This window comes from Frigoribacterium sp. RIT-PI-h, assembly GCF_001297205.1.
Classification (GTDB): domain Bacteria; phylum Actinomycetota; class Actinomycetes; order Actinomycetales; family Microbacteriaceae; genus Frigoribacterium.
Genome location: NZ_LHOZ01000014.1, coordinates 1 through 26,046 on the forward strand (window position 1 = coordinate 1; position 26,046 = coordinate 26,046).

Below are 26,046 nucleotides of genomic sequence, written 5' to 3' on the forward strand. Positions count from 1 at the left end.
GCGCCGAAGCCGCCCACGGGCGAACCACACGCGGCCGCCGTGTCGCCCCCGACCGACGCCGCCCCGGCCACCCCGGGGTCGACGGGCACGGTCGGCTTGTGGCCCGTCGCGGCCCGCACGACGTCGTCGGCACCGCGCGGGGCCACGACGATGAACCCGTCGCCCTGGTGTGACAGCCGCTCGAACGCGGCCAGCTCGCCCGCCTCGGCCAACGGGTGGACCGCGACCGTCAGCTGCAGGTCGGCCTCGCCCGCCGCGGCCTGGGCCCCGGCGATGATCGGCGTGAAGAACGCGTTGTCGAGGGTCGGCACCACGAGGGCCACGACGCCCGTCCGCCCACGGGCCAACTGGCGAGCCGCACGGTTGGGCACGCAGCCGAGCTTCGCGGCGGCGGCGAGCACACGACCGGCCGTGTCGGGCGACACCAGCTCGGGGCGGCTCAGAACCCGCGAGGCGGTCGCCTTCGAGACACCCGCGAGCGTCGCCACGTCCGCCAGCGTCGCGAGCCGCCCTGCCCCAGTCATGCCCCCCACCCTAGAGCCTTGCTGAAACCGGTCCCGCACGACGTCCTGACGCTTGTAACAAGCTGTTTACACGGCAGGACCGGTGCGAGCGATCCACGGCCTTAGGGTCGATGTAACCGGTTTCACCCGACGTGGAGCCGACATCCCCCAGAGGCAGAACCCATCGGAGGACACCCGTGACGTCCCGCAAACCCGCGCTGCTGTTGCTGCTGCCGGGCCTCGCCTTCCTGCTGATCGGGTTCGCGGTGCCGTCGCTCGCGATGCTCTTCGCCCCGCCCGGCGTGACCGCCGGCGAGATCGTCGGCCGCCTCGGCCAGATGCTCACCGACCCCTTCGACCTGCGCATCATCGGACGCACCGTCGGGCTCGGCCTCCTCGTGACCGTGATCTGCGTGGCCCTCGGCTTCCCCGTCGCCTACCTGCTCGCCCGCCCGACCTCGCGCTGGTCGGGAGTCCTGCTCGCCCTGGCGATCTTCCCGCTGCTGCTCAGCAACGTCGTCCGCACCTTCGGGTGGCTCGTGGTGCTCGGCAAGAACGGCGCCATCGGCCAACTGCTCACGACGCTCGGCCTGGTCGACGAGGCCCCGCAACTGCTCTACACCGAGCTGGCGATCGTCCTGGGCCTGACCCAGTTGTTCCTGCCGCTCGCGATTATCTCGTGCTACTCGGCGGTGGCCCAGGTCGACCCGGGCCTCGACGCCGCCGCCCGCGGGCTCGGCGCGAGCCGAACCCGCACCTTCTGGAGCATCGTCGTCCCCCTCTCGCTGCCCGGCGTCGTCGTCGCCGCGACCCTCGTCTTCGCCGGCTCGGTCACCGCCTACACGACCCCGTACCTCCTCGGCGGCTCGGGCCAGCGCATGCTCGCCACGCAGCTCTTCTCGTACTCGAGCGTGACGATCGACTGGGCCGGGGCCTCGGCCACCGCCCTGATCATGACCGTGCTGGTCTTCGTCGTGTCGGGTCTGTCGTCCCTCGTCGCCCGGAAGGGAGCCACATCGTGACCACCCGCCGCCCCATCGCCGGCACGCTCGCCGTCGCCGGCTACGTCGTGATGATCGTCCCGATCCTGTTCGTCGTCGCCACCGCGTTCACGAGCGAACGCACCCTGCGCTTCCCGCCCCAGGGGTTCTCGCTGCGCTGGTTCGAGGCCGCGCTCGGCTACGACCCGTTCACCCAGGCCCTCGTCTCGAGCCTCCAGCTCGCCCTGATCGCCACGGTGCTCGCCCTGCTCGTCGGAATCCCCGCCACGCTGGCGATCCATCGAGGCAGATTGCCGGGCAAGGGGCTCGTCGAGGCGCTGTTCCTGTCGCCGCTGATCGTCCCCGAGCTCGTGGTGGGGCTCGCGCTCTACCAGCAGCTCGTCATCGGGTTCCGGCTCGACGCCTTCCCCGTGCTGTTGATCGGGCACACCGTCTTGATGCTGCCCTACGCGGTCCGGGTGACCGGCGCCTCCCTGGCCCTGGCCGACCCCGCCCTCGAGGAGGCCGCCCGCGGGCTCGGCGCCTCTCCTGTGCGGGCCTTCTTCACGGTGACGCTTCCCCTGCTGCGCCCCGGCATCTTCTCGGCGGCGCTGCTCAGCTTCGTCACCTCGTTCAACAACGTCCCCTTGTCGCTGCTGCTGCAGAGCCGCGACTTCCGCACCCTGCCCGTCACGATGCTCGACTACGTGCAGCAGAGCTACGACCCCATGGTCGCGGCGATGGCCACGCTCATCCTCGCGGGCACCGTCGTCATCGCCGTCATCGCCGAACGCACCGTCGGCTTCGCCAAGATCTTCGGAGGCATCAACAGATGAGCACCGCAGCAGAATTCGTAGCCGTCAGCCAGGTCTTCGGGGACTTCACCGCCGTCGACTCGATCGACCTGTCCGTCGCCGAGGGCAAGCTCACCACGCTGCTCGGCCCGAGCGGCTGCGGCAAGACGACGAGCCTGCGCATGCTCGCCGGCTACGCCGCCCCGACGGCGGGCACGATCCGCATCGCCGGCGTCGACAGCACGCGCACGCCGCCCGAGAAGCGCGACCTGGGCATGGTGTTCCAGTCGTACGCGCTCTTCCCGCACCTCAGCGTCGCCGACAACGTCGGCTACGGCCTGAAGCTGCGCGGCGTCGACACCGCCGAGCGCCGCCGTCGCGTGATGGAGACCCTCGACCTGGTCGGTCTGGCCCACCTCGCCGGCAGCAAGCCCAAGAAGCTCTCGGGCGGCCAGCAACAGCGCGTCGCCCTGGCCCGCGCCATCGCGATCCGCCCGAAGCTGCTGCTGCTCGACGAGCCGCTGTCGAACCTCGACGCGCGCCTGCGCGTGCAGATGCGCGCCGAGATCCGCCGCATCCAGGCCGAGACGGGCCTCACCGTCGTGCTCGTCACCCACGACCAGGACGAAGCGCTCGAGATGAGCGACGACATGGTGCTCATGCGCGCCGGCCGGATCATGCAGCAGGGTTCACCGCAGCACGTGTTCCCCAACCCGGCCAACCGCTTCGTCGCCGACTTCCTCGGCTACGAGAACTTCGTCACGGCGGCCGACGGCACGCTGCTCGCGATCCGTCCCGAGCACCTCGGGGTCACGCCCGAGACCCTCGCAGGACGCGCGGCGCACGACGGTCTGCACCTCGCCGGGGTCGTCAGCGACGTCGCGTACCGCGGGGTCGACCTGCTCGTCACCGTGCATGCCGTCGACGCCGCCGGTGCGGAGGGGCGTCTGCTGTCGGACGTCCGCAGCACGGGCTCCGAGACGGTCGCGATCGGCGACCGGGTGACCGTCACGGCGCCGGCCTGGCGGCTCGTGCCCCTCGCCGACTGATCCACCCGGTGCGCGGAGCCGCGCGCGCCTCCTCGTGACCCGCCCCCACCGGACCCGCCCTCCCGTGTTCCACACCGCCCGGTCTCGCCGAGACCGCCCCGAAAGGACACGATCATGACCCCCACCCTCCGCACCCGCCTGGCGATCGTCGCCGGCGTCGCCGCGACGACCCTCGTGCTCGCCGGCTGCTCGGCCGACGGCGGCGGCGAGTCCGACGCCGACACGATCACCGTGAGCACGTTCCCGTTCGGCGTCGAGGAGTTCCAGGAAGCCGTCATCGACCCGTTCACCGAGAAGACCGGCATCGAGGTCGTCGTCGACACCGGCTCGAACTCGGACCGCCTGTCGCAGCTGCAGGTCGCGGGCGGGCAGCCCGACGTCGACGTCATGCTGATCTCGGACTACTACGCGGCCCTCGGCCAGGAGGACGACCTCTTCCAGCAGGTGGACGCCTCGGCCGTGCCGTCGCTCGACGAGATCGCCGACTTCGCGAAAGAGGACTCCTACCTCGGCCCGGCCTACAGCTACCAGCTCAACGGGACGATGTACTCCACCGACGAGCTGACCGCCGACGAGGCCGCGCAGTGGAGCCTCTACGGCGAGGAGGGTGTCTCGGGCAAGGTCGCCCTGCCGGACATCTCGGTGACGGCCGGCCAGCTGATGGTCTCGGGCGTCGCCGACGAGTACGGCGACGGCCCCTACGACATCGACGCGGCCCTCGACCAGCTCGGCGAGTGGGCCCCGGGCGTGCTGCAGTTCTACAGCTCGTCCACCGAGGTCACCAACCTGCTGACGCAGGGCGAGATCGTCGCCGCGGACTCGCTGAGCGGATTCGCGACCGACCTCGTCGAGTCGGGCGAACCGATCGCCTGGACGGCGCCGGCCACCGGCCGCTACATGGCCACCAACCGGGCGATGATCCCGACCGGCGCCGAGAACGTCGACGGTGCGAACCAGTTCGTCGACTACCTGCTCTCGGTCGAGGCGCAGACCTCGTCCGCCGAGATCGTCGGCGACCTGCCGGTCAACCCGGGCGCCACGGTGCCCGACACGATCGAGGCCGTCGTGGGCGACATCGCCGCCGACCCGGTCGCCGCGGGCTACTCGACCCTCGACCCGACCGAACTCGTCCCCACCCGCTCGGACTGGGTCGACCGCTTCGCCCGTGAGGTGACCTCGCGCTGATGAGCACCACCCTGCCCCCGGCCTACCTGGACCGCATGCCCAAGGTCGACCTGCACTGCCACCTGATCGGCACCGTCCGGGCGAGCACCTTCGCCGAGCTCGCCCGCCGAGAGGGGCTCGAGCTACCCGACGAGCCCGAGCGCATCTTCGCCGACATCAACTCGCTGCCGCCCGACCCGGCGCTCTACCGCGACACGCGCATCCCCGTGCCGCAGGGGCGCAGCGACGACGAGCCCGAGGTGTCGTACTCGTTGTTCCAGGCGTCGAACTGGGTCGTCGAGGTGCTGCGCGACGCGGACGACCTCACGCGGATCGTCTACGAGGCCTTCGAGGAGGCGCACCGCGCCAGCGGGACCCGTCACCTCGAGCTGTTCTTCGACGCCGTGCCGCCGCACCTCGAGTCGCTCGGCTACGCCGGGTCCGTGGAGGCGTACGCCGAGGGCATCAGGATGGCCGAGCGCGACTTCGGCATGACCGGACGCATGATCCAGGGCATCGACCGCAGCAAGTCGGGCGAGCACGCCCTCGAGCTCGTCCGTCAGGTGGTGGACCACCCGCACGAGTACGTGGCCGGCATCGGCCTCGACAACCTCGAGACGAGTGGGCCGCCCGAGCGCTTCGTCGAGGCGTACCGGCTGGCGGGCGAGGCCGGGCTGGGCCGGACGGCGCACTCGTCCGAGCACTCCCCCACGGCGGTCAACACGATCACCTGCCTCGACCAGCTGGGCTGCGACCGCATCGACCACGGGTACTACGTGCTCGAGGACGACGAGGTCGTCGCGCGCGTGCGCGACGAGCAGGTGGCGTTCACCGTCGTGTCGACGACCTCGCGACGGTCGTGGCGTCCCTGGCGCCGCGCCTCCATCGAGGCCATGCTCGACGCGGGCCTGAACGTCGTGCCGGCGTCCGACGACCCGGGCATGTTCCCGACGAGCCTCGCCGCCGAGTACCGCATCGTGCACGAGCAGATCGGGGCGACCACCGACCAGGTGCGCTCGATGGCCTACGCCGGCGTCGACGCCAGCTGGCTGCCCGGTGCCGAGAAGGAGGCCCTGCGGGCGCGGTTCGACCGCGAACTGGCCGCCCTCGACCACGAGTTCGCGGTGGCCGGGGTCTGACCCGGTCCGGGGCCTGGCCGGCACGGGCCTGGCCGGCACGGGCAGAGCCGTGCCAGGGCGAGCCGGCGCGGGGCCGAACCGTCCGGCCCGGCCCCTGCGACCCGGCCTACGAGACGACCGTGAGGCGTTGCGTGGGCCGGGTCATGGCCACGTAGAGGCTGGCGTTGCCGCGTCGGCTGGCCTGCCGCACCCGCTCGGGGTCGACCACGACGACCGAGTCGAACTCGAGCCCCTTCGACGTCGTCGGGCTCAGCACCGAGATCGGCTTGGTCAACGACGCCGTGCCGGCCGCCACCAGACCGTCGAACTCGGCCGACAGCACCTCGACCAGCGCCCGGACGGCCTGCTCGGGCGCGATCACCGCGAGCGTGCCCTCGGAGTCGATCGCCCGGTCGGCCCGGACGGCCTCGACGGTGGCGCGCACGAAATCGTCCTTCGAGGAGGCGCCGGTCACCTCGCGCACCGGCCACTCGCTCGAGCGCACCGATCGGCTCGGGGTGATGCGCAGCCCGGTCGCCGTCGCGACGTCCTCGGCGTAGGTCACGATCTGCGCCGGCGTCCGGTAGTTGACGGTCAGCTCTTCGAGCCGCCAGGGCGCCGACGTGCCCTGGGCACCGCCCCCTCGACGGCGTCCGAGCAGGGCCTGGAGCGCACGGTCCCACGAGGTCGCCGACGCCGGGCTCGACGCCTGGGCGATGTCGCCGACGACGGCGAACGACCGCAGCGGGCAGCGCCGCGAGAGCAACCGCCACTGCATGGGCGACAGTTCTTGCGCCTCGTCGACCACCACGTGGCCGAACGCCCAGGTACGGTCCCCCGCGGCCCGCTCGGCGGTGGTCATCGACGCCGCGCGCTCGGCGAAGCCCCCGGCGATCTGCTCGGCGCTGACCATCCCCTCGACGCCCATGTTCTCGATGGCGCGCTCGGCGTTCTCGATGTCGCGTTTGCGCTGGGCCTTGCGGGCCAGGCGCTCGGGGTCGACGCCGGTCTGGAACTCGCCGAGCAGCTCGGCGGCCTCGTCGAGCAGCGGCACGTCGGAGACCGTGAAGCCCGCCCCGCGGTCGCGCCGCAGCAGGGCGCGCTGCTCGGGCGTCCAGCGCGGGGTGATCGAGGCGAGCCAGTTCGGCCGGGCGTACAGGTCCTCGACGAGCTTCTCGGCGCTGAGCGGGAGCCAGGCCGTGTTGAGCAGCACGCGCACGTCGTACGACTGCCGGATGTCTTCTCGGAGGACGGCCTCGTCGGACTCGTCGACCGTCGTGCCGTGCTCGCGCATCTGTTCGACCAGCTGACGCGTCAGGGCCGAGAGGGCCGCCTTGTTGAAGGTGACCCGGGCCACGTTGTGGGGCTTGCCGCGTTCTTGGGCCTTGCGCATGGCCTCGCCGACGAGCTCGGGGCGCACCACGAGGCGTTCGCCGTTGATGTCGATGGTCGTCGGCTCGGCAGGGCGGATCTGCCGCGACCGGACGGCGCGGCGCATCAGCTCGGCCATCTCGGCGGACCCCTTGAGGGCGGCGACGTCGGGCGCGTCGTCGGTCTGGGCCTCGACCCCCGGGTACAGGCCGCCGAGGCTCGACAGGACGACGCCGCTCTCGCCGAGCGACGGCAGCACCTGCTCGATGTATCGCAGGAACGAGCGCGACGGCCCGACGACGAGCACGCCCGAGCCCTTGAGCCGGTCGCGGTGCGAGTAGAGCAGGTACGCGGCCCGGTGCAGCGCGACGGCCGTCTTGCCCGTGCCGGGACCGCCCTGGACGACGAGCACGCCGTCGAGCTGCGAGCGGATGATCCGGTCTTGCTCGCCCTGGATCGTGGCGACGATGTCGGTCATGCGGCCGGTGCGCTGAGCGGTCAGCGCGGCCATGAGCGCCCCCTCACCCTGCAGCTGCACGTCGTCGCGGTCGAGCAGGTCGGGGTCGAACACCTCGTCCTCGAGACGGGTGACGGTGCGCCCTTCTAGGGTCAGGTGGCGACGGGCGCGGGCCCCCATGGGCGTCGCGGCGGTCGCCTGGTAGAAAGCGCTGGCCCCGGGCACGCGCCAGTCGAGCAGGATCGGGTGGTGGGCCTCGTCGCGCAGGCCGATGCGGCCGATGTAGCGGTAGCGCCCACCCTCGCCGGGCTCGGCCGGACGGTCGACGTCGCCGGTCTGACCGAGCAGGTCGGGCGTCTCGAGTTCGAGGCGACCGAACGCGAGCCGCTCGTCGACCGAGCCCAGCTGGACGATGGTGTCTTCGTACAGCCGCGCGTAGGCGTCGCGCTCGCTGCGGCTCTGGTGGTTGCCGCCGACGGTCTCGCGGCGGGTCCGCTCGAGGCGGACGCGGGCATCGGCCTTCAGCTCGTCGAGGCGTTCGTAGAGGGTGCCCACATAGGCGCGTTCGCGGTCGATCTCGGATGACAACAGGTGTTCGTACCCTTCGGGAAAAGTCGGCACGCCAGTCTAGCTTCCGGCCACCGACGGCGAGGCCCGGAATCGGTCCGAGGACGCAGGAGGCGCGCCCGTCCTCGAGGGGACGAGCGCGCCTCCTGGGGTGGTCGCGTCGGAGCCGCGTCTAGAACTCCTCGTGGGTCAGCGGGTCGCCGTCCCACAGCCGACCACGCTCGAGGCCGCTGAGCGACTCGACCTCGTCGGGCGTGAGCTCGAAGTCGAAGACGTCGAGGTTCTCGCGCTGACGACCGGCGTCGGCCGACTTCGGCACGGGGACCGCGCCGAGCTGCACGTGCCAGCGGAGGACGACCTGCGTGGGCGTCTTGCCGTGGGCCTGCGCGATCTCGGTGACGCGTGCCTCGTGCAGCAGTTCGCTCTGCTTCGCGAGCGGGCTCCAGCTCTCGGTGACGATGCCCATGCTCTCGTGCACGGCGCGCAGCTCGGCCTGCGGGAAGTACGGGTGCAGCTCGATCTGGTTGACCGCGGGCACCACGCCCGTCTCGTCGGCGACGCGCTGCAGGTGCTCGGCCGTGAAGTTCGAGACGCCGATCGAGCCGACGAGCCCGTCCTCTTGCAGCCGGACGAAGGCCTTGAACGTCTCGACGTACTTGTCGACGCGCGGCAGCGGCCAGTGGATCAGGTACAGGTCGACGAAGTCGAGGCCGAGGTTCGCCCGGCTCTCGTCGAAGCTCGCCAAGGTCTCGTCGTACCCGTGGTGCCGACCGGGCAGCTTCGTCGTGACGACCAGGTCGTCTCGGTGCACGTCGCTCTGACGGATCGCCGCCCCGACGGCCGCCTCGTTGCCGTAGTTCAGCGCCGTGTCGAGCAGACGGTAGCCCGACGAGATCGCCGTGACGACCTGCGCCGTGCCCTCGTCGCCGTTCAGTCCGTAGGTGCCGAGGCCGAGCTGGGGCAGCGTGCGCCCGTCGTTGAGGCCGACCGAAGGGGCGACCGTCATCAGCTGACGCCGAGCAGGTCGATGACGAAGATGAGCGTCTTGCCCGAGAGCGGGTGTCCGCCGCCGGCGGGACCGTAGGCCAGGTGGGGCGGCACGACGAGCTCGCGACGTCCGCCGACCTTCATGCCGGGGATGCCCTCCTGCCAGCCGCGGACCAGGGCCTGCAGCGGGAAGTTGATGGCCTCGCCGCGGCTCCACGACGAGTCGAACTCTTCGCCGGAGTCGTGCTCGACGCCGAGGTAGTGGACGTTGACGGTCGAGCCGGACTGCGCCTCGGCACCGTCACCGACGGTGACGTCGGTGATCTTCAGCTCGGTGGGGGCGGGGCCGGTGGGGGCGTCGATCTCGGGCTTGGTCTGGGGGTCGTGAGTCATGCCGACCATCCAACCACCCCGCCGAGGGGAGGGTCGGCCGCTCGCGTCCTCCCTGCGAGGCTCGAGAAGCCGACCCACGTTCGCACCGAGAACACGTCATCGATGCGAACACATGGACGCTACTCCCGTGGTGTCGCGCCGCCAAATCGGCCGGGAGCACCCGGACCGGGGCGCGCGGGTCGCGCCACCCGGGGCTGCGGGTCGCGCCACCCCGGCCCGCGGGAATCTGCACGATCGGCAAGAATGGCAGCTTGTCCGCCAACCCGCCTCCGTCACCGCCGTCGCCCCGCCCTGCGCCGCCCGCCCGTCGCCCGCTGTTCGTCGACGTCACCCCGCTCCGCACCAGCCCCGCCTTCGCCCGGCTGTTCGCGGGCAGCGCGATCAGCGGCATCGGGACGCAGCTCACGCTCGTCGCCGTCGGCCTCGAGATCTTCGAGATCACCCGCTCGACCTTCGCCGTCGCCCTGGTCGGAGTCGTCTCGCTCGTGCCGATGATCCTGGCCGGCCTCTACGGCGGCATGCTCGCCGACGCCTTCGACCGGCGGAAGGTCGCGCTGGTCGCCGCCGTCTTCGCCTGGCTCTCGACCGCAGCCATCGCGCTCCACGCCTACCTCGGGCTGCACGAGGTGTGGCTGCTCTACCTGTTGACCACGGTCAACGCCGTGGCGGGGACGCGGATCGCCCCCTCTCGCGCCTCGCTCGCGCCGCGCCTCCCGCCCCGCGACCGCCGCCGGCCGCCTCGGCGCCGAGCGGCCTCAGCATGGGCCTGATGCTGACCGTCGGGCCCGCCCTCGCCGGCGTGCTGGTCGCGAGCGTGGGGTTCCCGCTGACCTACACGGTCGACGTCGTGCTGTTCTCGACGGCGTTCCTCGGGATCGTCACGCTGCCCCCGATCCGACCCGAGGGCGAGACCCAGCGTCCGGGACTCGAGTCGTTGCGCTTCGGCCTGGCGTTCCTGAAGCGGTCGCCGAACATCCGCACCACCTTCGTCATGGACATCGTGGCGATGACGTTCGGCATGCCCCGCGTGCTCTACCCGGTGGTCGGCACGCTCGTCATCGGAGGAGGCGCGGTGACGGTCGGCGTCCTCTCCGCCTCCTTCGCGGTGGGGGCGCTGCTGAGCAGCGTCTTCTCCGGACGCCTCGGCCACGTGCGCCGTCAGGGCGTGGCCGTGCGGTGGGCGATCACCGCCTACGGGCTCTGCATCGCCGCGTTCGGCGTCGTGCTGCTCGTCACGCCGGCCCACGGCGGTGCCGTCACGGCGGGACTCGACCAGGCGAACCTCGTCGCCCTCGGCGGGGCGGCCGTCGCCCTGGCCGGAGCGGGAGCCAGCGACAACGTCAGCTCGATCTTCCGGTCGACCATCCTGCAGTCGGCCGCGCCCGACGCGATGCGCGGTCGCCTGCAGGGCATCTTCATCGTGGTGGTCACGGGCGGGCCCCGGGTCGGCGACCTGTTCGTCGGACTCGTCGCAGGCATCGCCGTCTTCTGGCCGCCCCTGCTCGGCGGCCTGCTCGTCGTCGCGCTCGTCGCGCTCGTGGCCCGGCTGACCCCCGCGTTCGGACGCTACGCCGCCGAGGCGCCGACTCCCTGACCCGAGCCGGCGATGGCAGTCGTCGCGGCGACTGCACCCAAGGTGGGAGGCTTCGCGGCGGTGCGCGTCACCAGCCGGGGCCGGACTGCGGCGACCCGGGATGCTGCGGCACCTGCGGCGGCCAGCCCGGGTGCTGCGGGTACCCGACGAAGGCCGTCGGCGGAGCCTGCAGGGCGACACGGCTCGCGGTGAGGGCGGCGAGCAGTTCGGCCTCGTCTCGCTGGACCGCCTCGTCGAGCGCGCGCCGCCCCTTGACCAACCGTTGACGGGTGAAGGCCAGGCGCGTCGCGTTCGAGATGAACACCTTCATGGCGGGTCGGATGCCTCGGGCCGCGGCCCACGACCTCGCGCGGCGGCGGCCGGCGCTCGACGAGAGCATGCCGACCTCGTCGGCGCTGAACCAACCGACGGCGGCGTACTCGGCGAGACGGTCGTGGGTGACCCGCCGCTCGTTGCGGCGCAGGAACACCACGAGCAGCACCATGGCCACGAAGATCGGCACCTGCACGAGCAGGTAGTAGACGAAGAAGCCGTCGCCGACCACGAACAGGGCGCCGTTCCAGAGCGCGTGCAGTCCCGCCGCGGGGACGAGGCCGACGAAGAACCAGCCGATCGCACCGTAGGGGCCGGTCCGGCGTGCCGCGAGACCGAGGGCGAAGCCCGTGCAGGCCGTGTACATGACGTGGGCGAACGGCGACATCAGGGCGCGCACGAAGAAGACGTAGGCGAGGCCCTGGCTGCCCGTGGCCAGGTCTTCCCCGACCTGCAGGGCGAAGTACTGGATGTTCTCGACGAAGGCGAAGCCCGCCGCCACCGTGGCCGCGTAGACGATGCCGTCCACCGGGCCGTCGAAGTGCCGTCGGAAGATCCACAGGACGAGCAGCACCCCGAGTCCCTTCGCCCCCTCTTCGACGAGCGGCGCCTGGACGACCGCCCCGAGGACGTCCCCCAGCTCGCCGGACCTGACGCCGAGCACGGCCCGAGCCGTCTCGAGGGCGTAGTCGACGATCAGCGCGGTTCCCACCGCGACCGCCGCGCCCCAGAGGAACGCGAACAGCAGGGCCACCCGCGGCTCGGGTTCCCAGCGGTCGACCAACCAGATGCCGAGCAGCACGATCGTCAACGGGACGAAGGCGAGCAGGCTGCCGGCCAACAGCACCCCGGGCTGCACGAAGACCAGGAAGTACAGGCCGACGGCCAGGGCGAAGGTGCCGATCACGGTGAACCCGACGGCGAGCGCCACGGCACTCGCGACCCGGCGGCGCGGGGTCGGTTGCACGAAGACCGGCTGCACGGGGTACCAGACCGGCTCGGGGTTGACCGCCGGCCCGTGGCCCGGCCACCCGGCACCCGCTGTCGAGGGGACCGACGTGGGATCGGCGTAGGGCGTCAGGGGGCGTCCGTACGCGTCGTGTCCGACGCCGCGGGGATCGGACCAGGTCATCCCCCGACCCTACGGGCTGACGCCGGGGTCGGCGCGGGGTCCGGGACGGGCCGCGACGCCCCGGACGGCCCGGTAATCTCGCAGGATGGCCCCGACGCGTTCCCTGCCCGAGGACCCGTCGCTGTTCCGGTACGTGATCATGCGGGTCTGGCACGATTTCCTGCGCCATCGCACGATCGACGCCGCCGGGTCGCTCACCTTCTTCTCCATGCTCGCCCTGGTGCCCGGTGCGCTCGCGCTCGTCTCGGGGGTCGCCCTGTTCGTCGACGACGGCGACGCCGTGGACGAGATCCTCTCGGTGGCCCGGTACGTCCTGAGCCCCGACGCGATCGAGACCCTGCGCTGGCCGCTCGAGCAGATGCTCAGCCTGTCGAACCCCGGCGTCGCGTTCGGCATCGGCCTCTGGCTCACCCTGTGGTCGTTGTCGGCCTACACGACGGCGTTCGGTCGGGCGATGAACACCGCCTACGAGGTTGAGGAGGGGCGCCGCATCTGGAAGTTCCGCGGACACATGATGATCGTCACGCTCGTGCTGATGGTGTCGTTCGCCGTCATCGCCGTCATCCTCCTCGTGACGCCGACGCTCAGCGACGCGGTCGCCGCCCGCTTCGGCATCGGTCGACCGTGGACCGACCTCTACAACGTCGTCAAGTGGCCGGTGCTCGTGGTCCTGGCCGTCCTCTCGGTCGCGATGCTCTACTTCTTCACGCCCAACGTGCGACCACCGCGCCTGCGCTGGGTCTCGTACGGAGCCATGGTCGCCCTCGGCGGGTGGGCGATCGCGACGGTGGGCTTCGCGGTCTACGTCGCGACGGTGTCGAACTACGACCGCTTCTACGGCTGGGTGGGCGGTGTCGTGGTCGTGTTGCTCTACGCGTACATCAGCAACTTCGTGCTCGTGATCGGCGGCGAGCTCGACAGCGAGATCCTGCGCATGCGTCAGTTGCGTCGAGGGGTGCAGGCCGAGGAGGTCATCCCCCTGCCGCTCCGTGACACCGCGCGCAACCACATCCTGGCGCGGAACCTCGCCTGGGACGTCCGGGTGGGCCGGTCGATCCGCGAGCGGGCCCTGCGCGAGAACGGCGGCGTGCTCGAGCCTGACGAACTGCGGCGCGTCCACCTCCGGGGCGATCGCGACCGGCCCGCCGACGAGCGGCCTCAGGCCGCACAGCGAGCCGACCAGGTCGACCCGAGCACCCACGCCCCGTCGACGCCTTAGAGGCGCGGACCCTCAGGAGGTGCGGTGCCGGTCGACCGACCCCGCGCCTCCTGCCCGTGGTCGCGTCAGCCGGCGGTCTCGGCGCCGGGGTCGCGGGCGCCGGTCGTGTGGGCCGCGGGGGCCCCCGCCGCGGCGGGGTCCTCGACGTCGATGACGGTGATCGCGCTGGGGATCGGCGCGAGCCCCGAGAGGCGGGCGGGCGAGAGCACCTTGCGCACCTGCTCGTCCGTCATGAGGCCGGCCGCGACGACGAGCGGCGCGATCGCCGCGTTCGTCGTCAGCGCGGTGTGCGCGATCGCCGCAGCCGCCGTGTAGCCGATGTAGGGCGTGAGCGCCGTGACGCTGCCGACGTTCGTCTCGACCTGCTGGGTCAGGCGGGCGCGGTTCGCCTCGATGCCGTCGACGCAGTTGATCCGCAGCGTCTGGCAGGCGTAGGTCATCCACTGCAGGCTCTGCATGACGGAGTGGGTGATGACGGGCTCGAACGCGTTGAGCTGCAGCTGCCCGGCCTCGGCGGCCATCGTGACCGTCACGTCGGCCCCCGCCACCGAGAACGCGACCTGGTTGACCACCTCGGGGATCACCGGGTTCACCTTCCCCGGCATGATCGACGACCCGGCCTGGCGCGGCGGCAGCGTGATCTCGCTGATGCCGGCCTGCGGGCCCGACGACAGCAGTCGCAGGTCGTTGCAGATCTTGGACAGCTTGATCGCACTGCGCTTCAGGGCGCCGCTGAGCGTCATGAAGACACCCGTGTCGCTCGTCGCCTCGATGAGGTCGGGGGCCGTGACGAGGTCCATGCCCGAGAGCGTGCTGAGGTGGCGGCGGACGGCGTCGGCGTAGAGCGGGTCGGCCGTGATGCCCGTGCCGATGGCCGTGGCACCGAGGTTGATCTCGCCGAGCAGCGGCACCACGTCGCGCAGTCGCTGGACGTCTTCGGCCAGGGTGTGCGCGAAGCCCGTGAACTCCTGCCCGAGGGTCATGGGCACGGCGTCCTGCAGCTGGGTGCGGCCGACCTTGAGCACGTCGTGGAACTCGGCACCCTTGGCGGCGAACGAGTCGGCGAGCAGGTCGAGCTCGACGAGGAGGCGACGCAGGGTGAGCACCATCGCGATCTTGATCGACGTCGGGTAGGTGTCGTTGGTGCTCTGGCTGCGGTTGACGTCGTCGATCGGGTGCAGGTGGCGGTACTCGCCCTTCGCGTGGCCGAGCAGCTCGAGGGCGCGGTTGGCGATGACCTCGTTGCTGTTCATGTTCGTCGACGTGCCGGCGCCGCCCTGGATGACCCCGACGGCGAACTGGTCGTGCAGTGCGCCCCCGCGGATCTCTTCGCAGGCGCGTTCGATGGCCTCGGCCTTGACCGGGTCGAGCACGCCGATCTCGACGTTGGCGCGGGCCGCCGCCTGCTTCACGAGCGCGAGGGCCGTGACGAGGTCGGGGTAGACCGAGATCGGCCGCTGCGAGATCGGGAAGTTCTCGAGCGCCCGGGCGGTGTGGATGCCCCAGTAGACGTCGGCGGGGACCTCTCGGCTGCCCAGCGAATCGGTCTCGGTGCGGGTCGGCGCTGGTGTCTCGGTCGTCACGTGTGGTGAGCCTCCGTCGTCAGTCGGGGCCCGGTCGTCGTCGACCGGACGCTTCCGTCGACCCTACCGGCGCGACGACGGCCGGGCCCCGCCGGGGCGGCGCGGCTCGGCCGCCCGGGCCGAACCCGCCCCTGGGGACGAGGCGACCCGAGGGGTGCCGGGTCAGCGGGGGAAACCCGGGACGATCAGGTAGATGCCGTACAGCACGCCGAGGGCGCAGACCACGAAGCAGGCGTAGCCGGCGGCGGTACGGACGGGCGTCCGGCCCTCGACGGTCAGGAGGCGCAGGCCGAACGAGTAGAGCGAGACGAGGGCGGCGGCGGAGAAGAGCGCGACGAGCGCCACCACGACGAAGGCGGACCAGTCGATCATCAGCGCACCTCGTCGTCGGTCGGCACCGTGCTGCGCGGGGCGGCCACGGGCTCGGGTGGGTCGTCCATGCGGACGAAGGGGGCCTCGACGCCGGACGCCGGGGTGTCGACGCGGCCCTTGCGGACGGCCCGCCGGGCCCGGCGACGCGAGAGCACCGAGGTGGCCGCGACGTCGACCTCGATGGCCGAACCCTGGTCGTGCGGCCGACGTCGGGAGAGGACGAAGATGCCGGCGATGACCACCGCGCCGACGACGGCGTCGATCACGAGTCCCGTGACGCCGAGGGTGGCGATGAGGGCCGCGACGGCGCCGACGGCCGCCGAGGCGGGGAGCGTGATGAACCAGGCGACGACGATCTTGCCGGCCGTGCCCCACTGGATCTTGGAGCCGCGGCGTCCCAGGCCGGCGCCGATGATCGACCCGCTCGCGACCTGCGTCGTCGACAGCGCGAAGCCCAGGTGGCTCGAGGCCAGGACGGTCGCAGTCGTCGACGCCTCGGCCGAGAAGCCCTGCGTGGGCTTGACCTCGGTGAGGCCGCCGCCCATGGTCTGGATGATGCGCCAGCCGCCCGTGTACGTGCCCAGCGCGATGGCGAAGGCACAGACCACGACGACCCAGAAGGGCGGGCCGGAGTCGGGCGTCAGCAGCCCGCCCGCGATGAGCGTGAGCGTGATGACGCCCATGGTCTTCTGCGCGTCGTTCGTGCCGTGGGCGAGGGCGACCAGGGACGACGTGAAGATCTGGCCGTAGCGGAAGCCGCCCCGCTCGCTCTTGTCGTCACGACGTCGGGTGATCGTGTAGGCGAGACGCGTGGCGGTGTACCCCACGACGCCGGCGATCAACGGGGCGAGCAAGGCGGGCAGCACGACCTTCGACAGCACGACGCCGAAGTCCACCGACCCCATGCCGGCACCGACGATCGCCGCGCCGATCAACCCACCGAACAGGGCGTGCGACGAGCTCGACGGCAATCCGCGCAACCACGTGAACATGTTCCAGACGACGGCGCCGATGAGGCCGGCGAAGATCATCTCGGGGGTGATCTGCACCCCGCCGTCGCCTTCGCGGATGATGCCGCCCGAGACGGTCTTGGCGACCTCGGTGCTGAGGAAGGCCCCGACCAGGTTGAGGATCGCGGCCACCGTGACGGCGACCTTGGGCTTCATCGCTCCGGTCGCGATCGGGGTCGCCATGGCGTTGGCCGTGTCGTGGAACCCGTTCGTGAAGTCGAAGAAGAGTGCCAGCGCGATGACCAGGACGACGATGAGTGTGATGTCCACCGGCCTGAGTGTCACAGCTGGGTGGACGCCGGTCAACTCGACGGTGACCTACGGGGTACATCTCGGTGGACGGGGGGTGACGCAAGCCGTCGCACGGCCGTGGGCACGACTCACACGTGCGGCACGAAGTCCTGCCAGGCCCGACGCCGCTCGCCCCTCGGATCGTGCTCGACGCGGTCGCGGGCGTCGATGACGAGGGTGCGCCTCCGGTGCGGGTCGTAGGTCGGCCAGTCGGCGACCGCCCCCGTGCGGACGAACTCGAGCCAGCGCGAGCGCGTCCTCGCGGCCGTGCGCAGGAAGGCCCGACGGCCGCCCAGCAGGCTCATCGCCCACCCGAACGCGGAGTCCATGCGGTCGTAGATCGCCCAGAGCTCGAGACCGTGGAACGCGTCGACCCCGGCCGCGCGCAGGATGCGGGTCGTCGCGTCGAACCGGTAGAACCGGACCGGCTGGTGCAGCGCGTGCCGCTCGGCGACCTTGACGCTCGGGAACCAGAACGCGTAGTCGCCGCCGAAGTCGAGGGCGGCCGGGCGGGCGGGAAGCCCCGGGTAGTGCTTCTTGATCGCCTTCCGCGCCTTCTTCTCGGTCGCGGCGAAGATGGCCCGGATGCGCGGCTTGGTCGTGGCGAGGATGTCCCGACGCCCGGTGAACACCGACCCCTCGCGGTCGTTGGTGCCGATGATCAGGGGCACCGGGTGGGCGCGTCCCGCCTTGAAGGCGTCGAGCGGGCGTTCGGGCAGGAAGTCGCCGTCGATGACCGGGCTGAAGCAGATCGTGCCGGGGTCCTCGTCGGGGATGCGCAGCTGCAGTCGGCTGGCCGCCCGGACGATCGCGGTCGTGGGCGCCTCGGCGAGCATCGTCGCCGCGTCGTCGACGCTCGTGGCCTCGAGGTCGTCGTCGTCCAGGTCGTGCGCCAGCAGCTCGAGGAACTCCCCCGCCCAGCGCTGCGTCACGTCCGGCGGGTAGATCGCGTTCGGCGGCGCGCTCTGCGCGACGACCCCGCGGAAGAGGCCGCGAGCGCGCGGCACCGTCATGAGGGTCGTCACGGCGTTGCCACCCGAGCTCTCGCCCGACACGGTCACGCGGTCGGGGTCGCCGCCGAACGCGGCGACGTTGTCGCGGACCCATTCGAGGGCGGCGACCTGGTCGCGCAGCCCGAGGTTGGAGTCGAACGGGCGCTCCGGGGTCGCCCAGTGGCTGAAGTCGAGGTAGCCGAAGGCGCCCAGCCGGTAGTTGAGGCTGACGTAGACGATGCCGCCCTCGCGGACGAGCGTCTCGCCCTGTCTCGGGAACTCGCGCGACGACCCGACGCTGTACGCGCCTCCGTGGACGAACACGAGCACGGGCAACGCGTCACCCGGCGCGGTTCCGTCCGGCGTGATCACGTTGACCGTCAGGCAGTCCTCGCTGAGCGGCGTGGTGGCGTCGACCCCGACGAACTGGACGCGGTCCTGGGGGGCGGCGGGGCCGAACCGGCCGGCATCGCGGACGCCCGTCCAGGCCGCGGGCGGCTCGGGGGCCCGGAACCGGAGGCGCCCCACGGGTGGTGCTGCGAAGGGGATGCCGCGCCAGGCGAGCACGCCGCGCTCCCGCACGCCGCGGACCTCGCCCGAGCGGGGGGGGCGGACGAGGTCGGGGGCCGGGACGGTCGCCCGGGGCTGTGCGGTCACGCAGCGATGTTACGGGCCGTCGGACGGCCGACCGGGGCCGTTCACCCGACGTTCTCCTAGGGGGTGCCTGAGAGGATGGAGCGGACTTTGCAGTCGGTGCACATCGCATGCCTGCCCTCGACGACTGGACGGAGCCCGGCTCACATGGAACTCGGCGAGCTGCTGATCATCTTGACCGGGTCGCTCGTCGTGACCGCCTTCGCCCGCTGGCGCGGTCTGCCCGCGCCGCTCCTCACCGTGGGCATCGCCCTGCTCGTGTCGCTGATCCCCGGCGTGCCCGACATCGAGATCGACTCCGAGGTCATCCTGACCGTGGTCCTGCCGCCGCTGCTCTACTCGGCCGCGCTCGACGTCAGCCTGCTGAACTTCCGCGAGAGCCGGGTGCAGATCGCGCGACTGGGCGTGGGCGCCGTGATCGTGACGGCGTTCGCCGTCGGGGGCGTCGCCTACGTGATGATCCCCGACATGACCCTGCCCGCCGCACTCCTCGTCGGGGCCGTGGTCGCGCCTCCCGACGCCGTGTCGGCGGCCGCCATCGGTCGCAAGCTGGGGCTGCCCCGCAAGGTGATGACCGTGCTGTCGGGCGAGAGCCTGATCAACGACGCCGCGTCGCTCACCCTGGTGAAGGTGTTCCTGGCGATCGTGGGCGGTGCGAGCCTCACGCTGTGGGACGACCTCGGCATCTTCGGCCTCGCCATCGGCGTGGGCGTGGCGGTGGGCCTCGCGCTCGGCTTCGTCGCCCACCGGGTGCGGATGCGCATCGACGACCCCGTGGTCGAGAACGTCATCGGCCTGCTGTTGCCGTTCGTCGCCTACATCGCCGCCGAAGAGCTGAGCGGCTCGGGCGTGCTCGCGGTCGTGGCCGCGGGGCTCTACGTGGGCTTCAACTCACCCCGCACGGGCTACGCGACCCGTCTGCAGGAGCGCCCGTTCTGGTCGGCCGCCGACGTCGTGCTCGAGGGCTTCGTCTTCGCGCTGATCGGCCTCCAGCTGCGGGCCGTGGTGATCGACGTCAGTGAGAGCGAGCGTGGCCTCGGACAGAGCGTCGGCGTCGCGCTCGCCGTCCTGGCCGTGGTCGTCCTCGTGCGACCGGTCTTCGTGTTCGGCACCTACTACGCAGCCCGCGCCGGCCGGTACCTCTTCCTCTCGACGGTGCTGCGGAAGCTCCGCCGGGTGCCCGCGCTCCGCCGGCTTCGACGAGCGCCGGCACTGCGGACGGTGCGATACCACCCGCAACCTCGCATGGACTGGCGACAGCTGAGCGTCATCTCGTGGACCGGCATGCGGGGCGTGGTCACCCTCGCCGCGGCCGTCTCGATCCCGGCGGTCACCGAGTCGACCATCCCCGTGCCGGCGCGCGACACGATGTTCCTCATCGCGTTCATCGTCACGGTCGGCACCCTGCTGCTGCAGGGGCTCACGCTGCCGGTCGTCATCCGGGCACTCGGCGTCCGCGACGACACGCAACGCGACCGCGACCTCGCCGCCGAGCTGGCGGTCTTCGCGACCAGCACCGACGAGACCATGGCCTACGTCGCCGAGCGTCGTGCCGAGTGGGAGAAGCGGTGGGGGCCCGAGCTCACGGAGCGCGCCGTGCAGCTCTCGACGACCCGACTGCTGCGGCAGAACGAGGCGCTGCAACGCACGGCCCTCGACGACGCCGACGAACGGGACGTCTCGGGGGCGACCGCCGCCCAGCGCGCCCGCCGTCGTGCGGCACCCCAGGCGCTCGGCTCGATCCGGCGTGAACTGCTCGCCAAACGACGCGAGGTGGTGTTGCGCGAGCGGGACGCCGGAGCGCTCGACGAGGAGGTCATGAGGCGGGTGCTGCTCGGGCTCGACGCAGAAGAGCTCGCCATGGACACCTCGGCCTTCACGAGCACGAGGTCGTGACGCCCGCGCGGCGTATCGTGAGCGGCACCGGCGGCGAGACGACGAGACGCCGGAGACCAGGGGGGCGCGGCACCGGGGCGACCACGACGAACCAGACGACCACGGACGCCGTGGGCGGCCCGCCGAAGCCCGAGCCCGGTCGTTACCGCCGCTGGTACTCGACCCTCCACCCGTCGTTGCAGCTGATCGGCCTGCAGCTCTGGTTGCCCCTCTTCTTCATCGTCGGCTTCTGCCTCTGTTACATCGCGGCCTTCCATGCGCCCCACCCGCACGACGTCCCCGTGGCCGTCGTCGGATCGTCGTCGGCCGCCGCCGAGCTGCAGGCGGGCCTCGACGAGGCCCGTCCCGGCGTGATCGACGTCCGCGCCTACGGCTCTGCCGACGAGGCCGAGCAGGCCGTGCTCGCCGGTCACGTCGCGGTTGCCTACGACCCGGCCGACACAACGATCTACACGGCGAGCGCCCACCAGTACCAGGTCGCCGCCCTCATCCCGGCGACGATCACCCCGGTGCTCGAGGCCCAGGGGGTCACGCCCACCGTCACCGACCTGGCCCCCCTGCCCGCGAACGACGAGTACGGCACCGTGTCGATGTACCTGATGCTCTCGTGGTGCATCGGCGGCTACATGGTCGCGATGTTCATCGGGCTGATGGGTGCCCCGCTGCGCCACCGCACCCGGATGACCGTGATCGGCGTCGGGGGCGGCGTGATCTCGCTCGTGACGAACGTCCTCGCGGGGCCGGTGATCGGGGCCGTCGACGGGCATTCCGTGCCGCTCTTCTTCATCGCCTGGGCCTGGATCATCGCGATCGGCCTCGCGGTCAACGGCATCAGCTACTTCGTCGGACGGTTCGTCGCCCTGCCCGCGATGATCGTGTTCGTCTTCCTGTCCATGCCGTCCTCGGGCGCCGCCTACCCCGCGTGGTTCATGCCCCAACCGTTCGCGTGGCTCAACGCCGTCGTGGTCGGCAGCGGCATCACCGAGATGCTGAAGCGCGTGCTCTACGGCGTGGGCCCCGGGTACGGCCGCGGCGTGACGATGATGCTCTGCTACGCCGCCCTCGGCGTCGTGCTGATGATCGTCGGCAAGCGCTGGTGGGAGAACCGCCGCATCGCCCGCATCGTGTCGGGGCGCACCACGATGTTCGCCGACGCCCAGAACGCGAACCGCGAGTTCCTGATCGCCGAGCGCGACGAGGTGCTCGCCCGCCACGGCCTCGTGGCGACGGACACGGGCACGATCAACACGATCCCCGAGGACGAGCGCGGCGATCTCGGCGATGCCGGCGAGCGGGGCGACATGTTCCTCGGCGCACCCGGGGGGCTCGAGAACGACGAACTCTCGACGCGACCCGTGCGGGTCGTGCCGAGCGACCGGGCCGGGTCGGCGCACCCCGGGCGTGACGACGGTGCGGCGCGCTGAGGCGGTACCCTCGAGGCTCGTGACCACGAACACCCTGCACCGTCTGCTCGTCGCCCTCGTCGTCCTGCTGCTCGTCGCGGCCGGGACGCTCTACGTGCTCTCGGTCACGCTGGCGCCACAGGGTGGTCCCGACGTCGCGGCGCGCTTCGTCGGCTACGCCTGGATCGCGGTCGTCGGGGCCGTGCTCACGGGTGTCGTCGACTTCTTCGTGCGGGCGGGACTGTCCCGTACCAGGACTCGACGCGGGCGCTGACCCCGGGCCGATGAGGTGCCGGTCTCAGACGAGTCGGGCCTCGGCGGCCGACGCACGTCGCTCGGCCAGCTCGTTCGCGGCGAGGCGTTCGATGCGGTGCCACCGCGCGGCCGTGGCGGCCATGCCCGCGACGAGGGCGACCATACCGAGGCTCGAGAGCGCCAGCAGGAGGCCGCCGAACGCCGCTCCGACCACGACGGCGACGAGGCCGAGGGCCCAGGCGACCGCGGGCAGCCACACCGGCAGCGACAGGTGGCGGGGCGCCATGGCGGTGCCGGCCGCGCTCCGGACCTTGGTCGTGGTCAGGCCGTCGTAGCTGGTCATGTCGCTCCCCGTGAGATCCGTCCGACGGCGGGGGTGTCCCCCGAGATCCGTCTCGGGTCCGACCCTAAACGGGGCGAGCCGCCGCCGCGCCCCCCTCTGCGAGGGCCACGCGTCCGAGCCGGGACGCCTCAGGGACCGGCGTGTCCGGCGGGGAGAGGGGCGTCGGAGGCCACCGTGGCGAGGTCGGCCGCGAACACGAACGTGCGGGCGACCTGTCCCCCGGCCAGCACCCCGGGCAGCCAGCGCGACGCGTCGTCCCACATCTCGTCCAGGGGCAGGTCGTCGAGGTCGAACCACCGCGGCACCAGCTCGTCGCTCTCGGCCGGTTCGCCACGCCACGTGGTGACGACGAAGACCGTCGACCGCTGGCTCCAGCTCTCGCGGTGCGGGAAGAGGTAGAGCAGGTCGCCCCGCCGGTCGAGGTCGGACGCGACCACCTCGACACCGCTCTCCTCCGCGATCTCGCGGACCACCGCCTCCTCGACCCCCTCGCCCGGCTCGAGCTTGCCGCCGAGGCCGACCCAGTGCCCCGTGCCGAGTCCGCGCTTCTTGCGCCCCAGCAGCACCTGCGGGCGGCCCTCGTGTTCACGCAACAGGTAGGCGACGCAGACGCGGTAGACCGGCATGACGGCAGGCTAGCGGCTGCCGTCATGCCCCGAGGACGGACGACAGGAGGCGCGGGGCGCGGCCCCGGGAACGGCTCGGCGGCCCGCGCGTAGGCCCGGCGGCAGGTCCCGAAGCACGATCGGGCGGGAGGCGACGGCCCGGGCCGGAGTTCCGCGGTGCCGGTCGCAGCCTCGAGGTGCTGCGAGCCGAGGCCCACGACGAGCTCTCCGCCCTCATCGAACTGCGCTGCCGCAACGGCGAGGACCCTTGGGACGTCATCCCCGGTCTGCCCACCGTCGACGAACAGGTCGTCATCTCGCTGCGGGCCGACGCCCTCGGCACCGACGGCGTGCCGACCGCGACGGGGCTCGGGCTCGCCGACGAACTCGGCTACCTGCGCACCATAGCCCTGTGGCACCCCGAGTTGTCGCGGGCCGTCTGGTCGCTCATGGGCCGGCTCGACGACGCCTCGCACTGACCGTCGCTCCCCCCGGCCCGCCTGTCGGTGGTGCGCCGTAGCGTGACCCCATGAGCTGGTGGGACGTCGTGACGGTGACCGTGGGTGCCTTCGTGGGTGCCGGGGCGGCGTTCGCGTCGAACCTGCTCGTGCGACTGATCGAGTCGCGGCGGCGCGAGGCCTCCGCCCTCAACGAGCTGATCACCGAGATCCACTTCCGGCGCGTGCTGCGCCGGGTGGCGCCGAGGCTCAGCCCCAACCCCCGCGCCCTCGACCCCGTCTACGAGCAGGCGCGTCATTCGATCTCGGCCCTCCGGGGCGAGATCCGGCGGGCTCGGCAAGCGCTTCGTCCCCGATCGTCGGCCCTGCCCGTGCTCAACGAGATGACGCTCGCCTGCAACACCTTCCTCGACGACAGCGACGACGCCCCCGAGCGCTACCGCCTGCACCTCATGCAGCTGCACGCCCGGCTCAACGCCTCGGTCCGGCGGCTGAGGTCCGACCGCCGCTCGATCTCCGACCTCGAACCCGGCGAGGCGCACCTCGGCGCCACCGTCCAGGGGTTGACCGCGCCGACCACGGCCTTGCCGGTCGACGACTGACCCGCCGGGTCGGACGGCGACCCACGGCAGGGCCGACCCACGGCAGGGCCGACCCACGGCAGGGCCGGTCGTCGTCGAGGAGGCGCGGGTACCGTCCCCGACATGAGCGACCGCGACGAGACCACGACTCCCGACACCTCGGCACCCCGCGACGGCGCGTCGGCTGCGCCCGACCCCGCCGGGCACGACGTCGACGCGACGTACACCGTCCCCGGAACGCACTCCGAGTCGGCGGCCGAGAAGGCCGGCACCCCCGAGCAGGCGATCGACGAGGCCCGCGAAGGCGAGGCCCCCGACCCGGCCGACGTCCACGTCGCCTCGGACGAGTACCCCGAGGTCCCGGCCTTCGGCGGCATCACGGCGAGCGACCGCTCGATCTGAGCCGCCGTTAGGCTCGGGTGATGGCCTCCGTTCCTGCTCCCCGCGCCCCCCAGAAGCCCGTCACCCGCTCGCACCACGGTCACGACTTCGTCGACGACTACGAGTGGCTCCGTGCGAAGGACGACCCCGAGGTCGTCGCGCACCTCGAGGCCGAGAACGCGCACACCGAGGCCGAGACGGCCCACCTCGCCGACCTGCGACAGACGGTCTTCGACGAGATCAAGGGCCGGGTGCAAGAGACCGACCTGGGCGTCCCCGTCCGTGAGGGCTCGTGGTGGTACTACTCGCGCACGGCGGAAGGGCAGCAGTACGGCATCCACTGCCGTGCGCCGATCGCCGGGCCCGACGACTGGACTCCCCCGTCGATCGAGGCGGGCGAGGCCGCCGAGGGTGAGCAGGTGCTGCTCGACGGCAACGTCGAGGCCGAGGGGCACGACTTCTTCTCGATCGGCAGCTTCGACGTCTCGCCCGACGGATCGTTGCTCGCCTACGCGGTCGACGTCGAGGGCGACGAGCGCTACACGCTGCGCATCCGCGACCTAACGACCGGTCGCGACCTCGACGACGTCGTCACCGGCACGGCCGCCGGCGCCCTCTTCGACGCCACCGGCCGCTACGTCTTCTACCCCACCGTCGACGAGTCCTGGCGTCCCGACACCATCTGGCGGCACGAGGTCGGGCAGCCCGGCGACGACGTCACGGTGTTCACCGAGAGCGACGACCGCTACTGGATCGGGGTGGGCCTCACCCGCAGCCGCCAGTACCTCGTCGTCGACGTCGGCTCGAAGATCACCAGCGAGACCTGGCTGCTCGACGCGTCCGACCCGACCGGCGAGTTCCGGGTCGTCTGGCCGCGGCGCGAGGGCGTCGAGTACGACGTCGAACACGCGATCGTCGCGGGCAGCGACCGCCTGCTGATCGTCCACAACGACGGCGCCGAGAACTTCGAACTGGTCGACGTGCCGGCCGACGATCCCACCTCGACGACCGACCGCCGCGTGATCGTCGAGCACCGCGCCTCCGTCCGGCTCGAGTCCGTCGACGCGTTCGCCGGGCACCTCGTGGTCGAGTACCGCCGCGACGCGCTGCCGCGCTTCGCCGTCGTGCCGCTCGGCCCCGACGGCTACGGCGAGGTCGCCGAGGTCGGCTTCGACGAGCCGCTGTTCGCCGCCGGCGCGGGCGGCAACCCCGAGTTCCACCAGCCGACCGTCCGCTTCGGCTACACCTCGTTCGTCACCCCGTCGACGGTCTACGACCTCGACGCCCGCACCGGCGAGCGTCCCCTGCTCAAGCGCCAGACCGTCCGGGGCGGCTCGGCCCGGCCGCCTACGCCCAGGCCGGCGGGGGGGCCACGGCGGCCGACGGCACCCGCGTGCCCGTGTCGCTCGTCTGGCGCCGTGACGCCGTCCCCGCCGAGGGGCCCTCGCCGGTGCACCTCTACGGCTACGGCTCGTACGAGCACAGCATCGACCCGGGCTTCAGCGTCGCACGCCTGTCGTTGCTCGACCGCGGCGCCGTGTCCGCCCTCCCGCACGGCCCCCGCGGGGGGGAGCCCGGGCGG

The 26,046-nt window shown here is 72.0% G+C and carries 25 protein-coding genes and 1 pseudogene; 15 read left to right on the forward strand and 11 right to left on the reverse strand.

All coding sequences use genetic code 11. The annotated features are described in order from the left end of the window. Positions 1-524 (reverse strand): LacI family DNA-binding transcriptional regulator (locus AEQ27_RS00740; RefSeq protein ID WP_152970064.1); only part of this gene is annotated, 524 nt, incomplete at its 3' end. A 176-nt stretch (positions 525-700) separates the two neighbouring features. Here AEQ27_RS00740 and AEQ27_RS00745 point away from each other — a divergent pair. The 5 genes from AEQ27_RS00745 to AEQ27_RS00765 all read left to right on the forward strand — a co-directional run bounded on the left by AEQ27_RS00745 (position 701) and on the right by AEQ27_RS00765 (position 5,629). Further along, positions 701-1,525, forward strand: a complete 825-nt coding sequence (locus tag AEQ27_RS00745; protein ID WP_235450926.1) for an ABC transporter permease — start codon at positions 701-703, stop codon at positions 1,523-1,525. Continuing rightward, positions 1,522-2,319, forward strand: coding sequence for an ABC transporter permease (locus AEQ27_RS00750; protein ID WP_235450927.1), 798 nt, complete (start codon positions 1,522-1,524; stop codon positions 2,317-2,319). Before AEQ27_RS00745 ends, AEQ27_RS00750 begins: the two co-directional genes overlap by 4 nt. Then, on the forward strand, positions 2,316-3,326 hold the full coding sequence (locus tag AEQ27_RS00755) for an ABC transporter ATP-binding protein (RefSeq protein ID WP_054144945.1): 1,011 nt from the start codon (positions 2,316-2,318) through the stop codon (positions 3,324-3,326). Before AEQ27_RS00750 ends, AEQ27_RS00755 begins: the two co-directional genes overlap by 4 nt. A 114-nt stretch (positions 3,327-3,440) precedes the next feature. Continuing rightward, complete coding sequence (locus AEQ27_RS00760; protein ID WP_054144946.1) at positions 3,441-4,511, forward strand: extracellular solute-binding protein; 1,071 nt, start codon at positions 3,441-3,443, stop codon at positions 4,509-4,511. Next, positions 4,511-5,629: a hypothetical protein gene (locus tag AEQ27_RS00765; RefSeq protein ID WP_235450928.1), complete on the forward strand. Its 1,119-nt coding sequence runs from the start codon at positions 4,511-4,513 to the stop codon at positions 5,627-5,629. Before AEQ27_RS00760 ends, AEQ27_RS00765 begins: the two co-directional genes overlap by 1 nt. Before the next feature lie 106 nt (positions 5,630-5,735). Here the strand turns inward: AEQ27_RS00765 and AEQ27_RS00770 are convergent, their stop codons facing one another. The 3 genes from AEQ27_RS00770 to AEQ27_RS00780 form a co-directional block, all read right to left on the reverse strand. Beyond that, positions 5,736-8,027, reverse strand: a complete 2,292-nt coding sequence (locus tag AEQ27_RS00770; RefSeq protein ID WP_054144962.1) for a UvrD-helicase domain-containing protein — start codon at positions 8,025-8,027, stop codon at positions 5,736-5,738. Positions 8,028-8,175: 148 nt separating this feature from the next. Further along, positions 8,176-9,009, reverse strand: a complete 834-nt coding sequence (locus tag AEQ27_RS00775) for an aldo/keto reductase (RefSeq protein ID WP_054144947.1) — start codon at positions 9,007-9,009, stop codon at positions 8,176-8,178. Further along, complete coding sequence (locus AEQ27_RS00780) at positions 9,009-9,383, reverse strand: FKBP-type peptidyl-prolyl cis-trans isomerase (RefSeq protein ID WP_054144963.1); 375 nt, start codon at positions 9,381-9,383, stop codon at positions 9,009-9,011. The genes AEQ27_RS00775 and AEQ27_RS00780 overlap by 1 nt, the downstream gene beginning before the upstream one ends. A gap of 251 nt (positions 9,384-9,634) precedes the next feature. On the opposite strand from AEQ27_RS00780, the gene AEQ27_RS18630 reads away from it, so the two are divergent. Both AEQ27_RS18630 and AEQ27_RS18635 read left to right on the forward strand, forming a co-directional pair. After that, complete coding sequence (locus AEQ27_RS18630) at positions 9,635-10,153, forward strand: MFS transporter (protein WP_369813569.1); 519 nt, start codon at positions 9,635-9,637, stop codon at positions 10,151-10,153. After that, positions 10,153-10,977, forward strand: coding sequence for an MFS transporter (locus AEQ27_RS18635; RefSeq protein WP_369813570.1), 825 nt, complete (start codon positions 10,153-10,155; stop codon positions 10,975-10,977). The genes AEQ27_RS18630 and AEQ27_RS18635 overlap by 1 nt, the downstream gene beginning before the upstream one ends. 67 nt (positions 10,978-11,044) lie before the next feature. On the opposite strand, the gene AEQ27_RS00790 is transcribed toward AEQ27_RS18635, so the two are convergent. Next, positions 11,045-12,421: a PrsW family intramembrane metalloprotease gene (locus AEQ27_RS00790; RefSeq protein WP_082383114.1), complete on the reverse strand. Its 1,377-nt coding sequence runs from the start codon at positions 12,419-12,421 to the stop codon at positions 11,045-11,047. An 85-nt stretch (positions 12,422-12,506) separates the two neighbouring features. Between AEQ27_RS00790 and AEQ27_RS00795 the strand changes: the two genes are divergently transcribed. Next, complete coding sequence (locus AEQ27_RS00795) at positions 12,507-13,640, forward strand: YihY/virulence factor BrkB family protein (protein ID WP_054144948.1); 1,134 nt, start codon at positions 12,507-12,509, stop codon at positions 13,638-13,640. A gap of 65 nt (positions 13,641-13,705) precedes the next feature. Here the strand turns inward: AEQ27_RS00795 and AEQ27_RS00800 are convergent, their stop codons facing one another. The 4 genes from AEQ27_RS00800 to AEQ27_RS00815 form a co-directional block, all read right to left on the reverse strand. Beyond that, the gene (locus AEQ27_RS00800; protein WP_082383115.1) at positions 13,706-15,223 is read right to left on the reverse strand and encodes an aspartate ammonia-lyase; all 1,518 of its coding nucleotides are present in this window, start codon (positions 15,221-15,223) and stop codon (positions 13,706-13,708) included. A gap of 162 nt (positions 15,224-15,385) precedes the next feature. Next, positions 15,386-15,595: a hypothetical protein gene (locus AEQ27_RS00805; RefSeq protein WP_054144949.1), complete on the reverse strand. Its 210-nt coding sequence runs from the start codon at positions 15,593-15,595 to the stop codon at positions 15,386-15,388. Beyond that, complete coding sequence (locus tag AEQ27_RS00810; RefSeq protein WP_082383116.1) at positions 15,595-16,875, reverse strand: inorganic phosphate transporter; 1,281 nt, start codon at positions 16,873-16,875, stop codon at positions 15,595-15,597. The genes AEQ27_RS00805 and AEQ27_RS00810 overlap by 1 nt, the downstream gene beginning before the upstream one ends. A gap of 110 nt (positions 16,876-16,985) precedes the next feature. Next, positions 16,986-18,545 (reverse strand): carboxylesterase/lipase family protein, encoded by a 1,560-nt coding sequence (locus tag AEQ27_RS00815; protein ID WP_054144950.1) that lies wholly within the window; start codon positions 18,543-18,545, stop codon positions 16,986-16,988. A 144-nt stretch (positions 18,546-18,689) separates the two neighbouring features. On the opposite strand from AEQ27_RS00815, the gene AEQ27_RS00820 reads away from it, so the two are divergent. The 3 genes from AEQ27_RS00820 to AEQ27_RS00830 are packed head-to-tail and all read left to right on the forward strand — an operon-like array spanning position 18,690 to position 22,115. Beyond that, the gene (locus AEQ27_RS00820) at positions 18,690-20,438 is read left to right on the forward strand and encodes a sodium:proton antiporter (RefSeq protein WP_054144951.1); all 1,749 of its coding nucleotides are present in this window, start codon (positions 18,690-18,692) and stop codon (positions 20,436-20,438) included. Between the two features lie 17 nt (positions 20,439-20,455). Then, on the forward strand, positions 20,456-21,862 hold the full coding sequence (locus AEQ27_RS00825; RefSeq protein ID WP_152970065.1) for an ABC transporter permease: 1,407 nt from the start codon (positions 20,456-20,458) through the stop codon (positions 21,860-21,862). Positions 21,863-21,881: 19 nt separating this feature from the next. Continuing rightward, the gene (locus tag AEQ27_RS00830) at positions 21,882-22,115 is read left to right on the forward strand and encodes a hypothetical protein (protein WP_054144953.1); all 234 of its coding nucleotides are present in this window, start codon (positions 21,882-21,884) and stop codon (positions 22,113-22,115) included. A gap of 24 nt (positions 22,116-22,139) precedes the next feature. On the opposite strand, the gene AEQ27_RS00835 is transcribed toward AEQ27_RS00830, so the two are convergent. Together AEQ27_RS00835 and AEQ27_RS00840 are read right to left on the reverse strand one after the other, a co-directional pair. After that, positions 22,140-22,439 carry a hypothetical protein gene (locus tag AEQ27_RS00835; protein WP_054144954.1) on the reverse strand — a complete coding sequence of 100 codons (300 nt, stop codon included), beginning with the start codon at positions 22,437-22,439 and terminating at the stop codon, positions 22,140-22,142. A 128-nt stretch (positions 22,440-22,567) separates the two neighbouring features. Next, on the reverse strand, positions 22,568-23,065 hold the full coding sequence (locus AEQ27_RS00840; RefSeq protein ID WP_054144955.1) for an 8-oxo-dGTP diphosphatase: 498 nt from the start codon (positions 23,063-23,065) through the stop codon (positions 22,568-22,570). Positions 23,066-23,241: 176 nt separating this feature from the next. Here AEQ27_RS00840 and AEQ27_RS00845 point away from each other — a divergent pair, with 176 nt between their 5' ends. The 4 genes and pseudogenes from AEQ27_RS00845 to AEQ27_RS00860 form a co-directional block, all read left to right on the forward strand. Continuing rightward, positions 23,242-23,523 (forward strand): hypothetical protein, encoded by a 282-nt coding sequence (locus AEQ27_RS00845; protein ID WP_054144956.1) that lies wholly within the window; start codon positions 23,242-23,244, stop codon positions 23,521-23,523. Between the two features lie 50 nt (positions 23,524-23,573). After that, entirely contained in the window at positions 23,574-24,104 is a 531-nt protein-coding gene (locus tag AEQ27_RS00850; protein ID WP_054144957.1) for a hypothetical protein, read from the forward strand. A 102-nt stretch (positions 24,105-24,206) separates the two neighbouring features. After that, on the forward strand, positions 24,207-24,485 hold the full coding sequence (locus AEQ27_RS00855) for a hypothetical protein (RefSeq protein WP_054144958.1): 279 nt from the start codon (positions 24,207-24,209) through the stop codon (positions 24,483-24,485). A 20-nt stretch (positions 24,486-24,505) separates the two neighbouring features. Then, positions 24,506-26,046: pseudogene (locus tag AEQ27_RS00860) on the forward strand (oligopeptidase B); the annotation flags it as partial.

What these genes read in the sequence shown, in the direction of transcription:
- AEQ27_RS00755 (WP_054144945.1), top strand. Translation starts at nt 2,316, where the DNA reads ATGAGCACCGCAGCAGAATTCGTAGCCGTCAGCCAGGTCTTCGGGGAC.
- AEQ27_RS00760 (WP_054144946.1), top strand. Translation starts at nt 3,441, where the DNA reads ATGACCCCCACCCTCCGCACCCGCCTGGCGATCGTCGCCGGCGTCGCC.
- AEQ27_RS00765 (WP_235450928.1), top strand. Translation starts at nt 4,511, where the DNA reads ATGAGCACCACCCTGCCCCCGGCCTACCTGGACCGCATGCCCAAGGTC.
- AEQ27_RS00775 (WP_054144947.1), bottom strand. Translation starts at nt 9,009, where the DNA reads ATGACGGTCGCCCCTTCGGTCGGCCTCAACGACGGGCGCACGCTGCCC.
- AEQ27_RS00780 (WP_054144963.1), bottom strand. Translation starts at nt 9,383, where the DNA reads ATGACTCACGACCCCCAGACCAAGCCCGAGATCGACGCCCCCACCGGC.
- AEQ27_RS18635 (WP_369813570.1), top strand. Translation starts at nt 10,153, where the DNA reads ATGCTGACCGTCGGGCCCGCCCTCGCCGGCGTGCTGGTCGCGAGCGTG.
- AEQ27_RS00790 (WP_082383114.1), bottom strand. Translation starts at nt 12,421, where the DNA reads ATGACCTGGTCCGATCCCCGCGGCGTCGGACACGACGCGTACGGACGC.
- AEQ27_RS00795 (WP_054144948.1), top strand. Translation starts at nt 12,507, where the DNA reads ATGGCCCCGACGCGTTCCCTGCCCGAGGACCCGTCGCTGTTCCGGTAC.
- AEQ27_RS00805 (WP_054144949.1), bottom strand. Translation starts at nt 15,595, where the DNA reads ATGATCGACTGGTCCGCCTTCGTCGTGGTGGCGCTCGTCGCGCTCTTC.
- AEQ27_RS00820 (WP_054144951.1), top strand. Translation starts at nt 18,690, where the DNA reads ATGGAACTCGGCGAGCTGCTGATCATCTTGACCGGGTCGCTCGTCGTG.
- AEQ27_RS00835 (WP_054144954.1), bottom strand. Translation starts at nt 22,439, where the DNA reads ATGACCAGCTACGACGGCCTGACCACGACCAAGGTCCGGAGCGCGGCC.
- AEQ27_RS00840 (WP_054144955.1), bottom strand. Translation starts at nt 23,065, where the DNA reads ATGCCGGTCTACCGCGTCTGCGTCGCCTACCTGTTGCGTGAACACGAG.
- AEQ27_RS00850 (WP_054144957.1), top strand. Translation starts at nt 23,574, where the DNA reads ATGAGCTGGTGGGACGTCGTGACGGTGACCGTGGGTGCCTTCGTGGGT.
- AEQ27_RS00855 (WP_054144958.1), top strand. Translation starts at nt 24,207, where the DNA reads ATGAGCGACCGCGACGAGACCACGACTCCCGACACCTCGGCACCCCGC.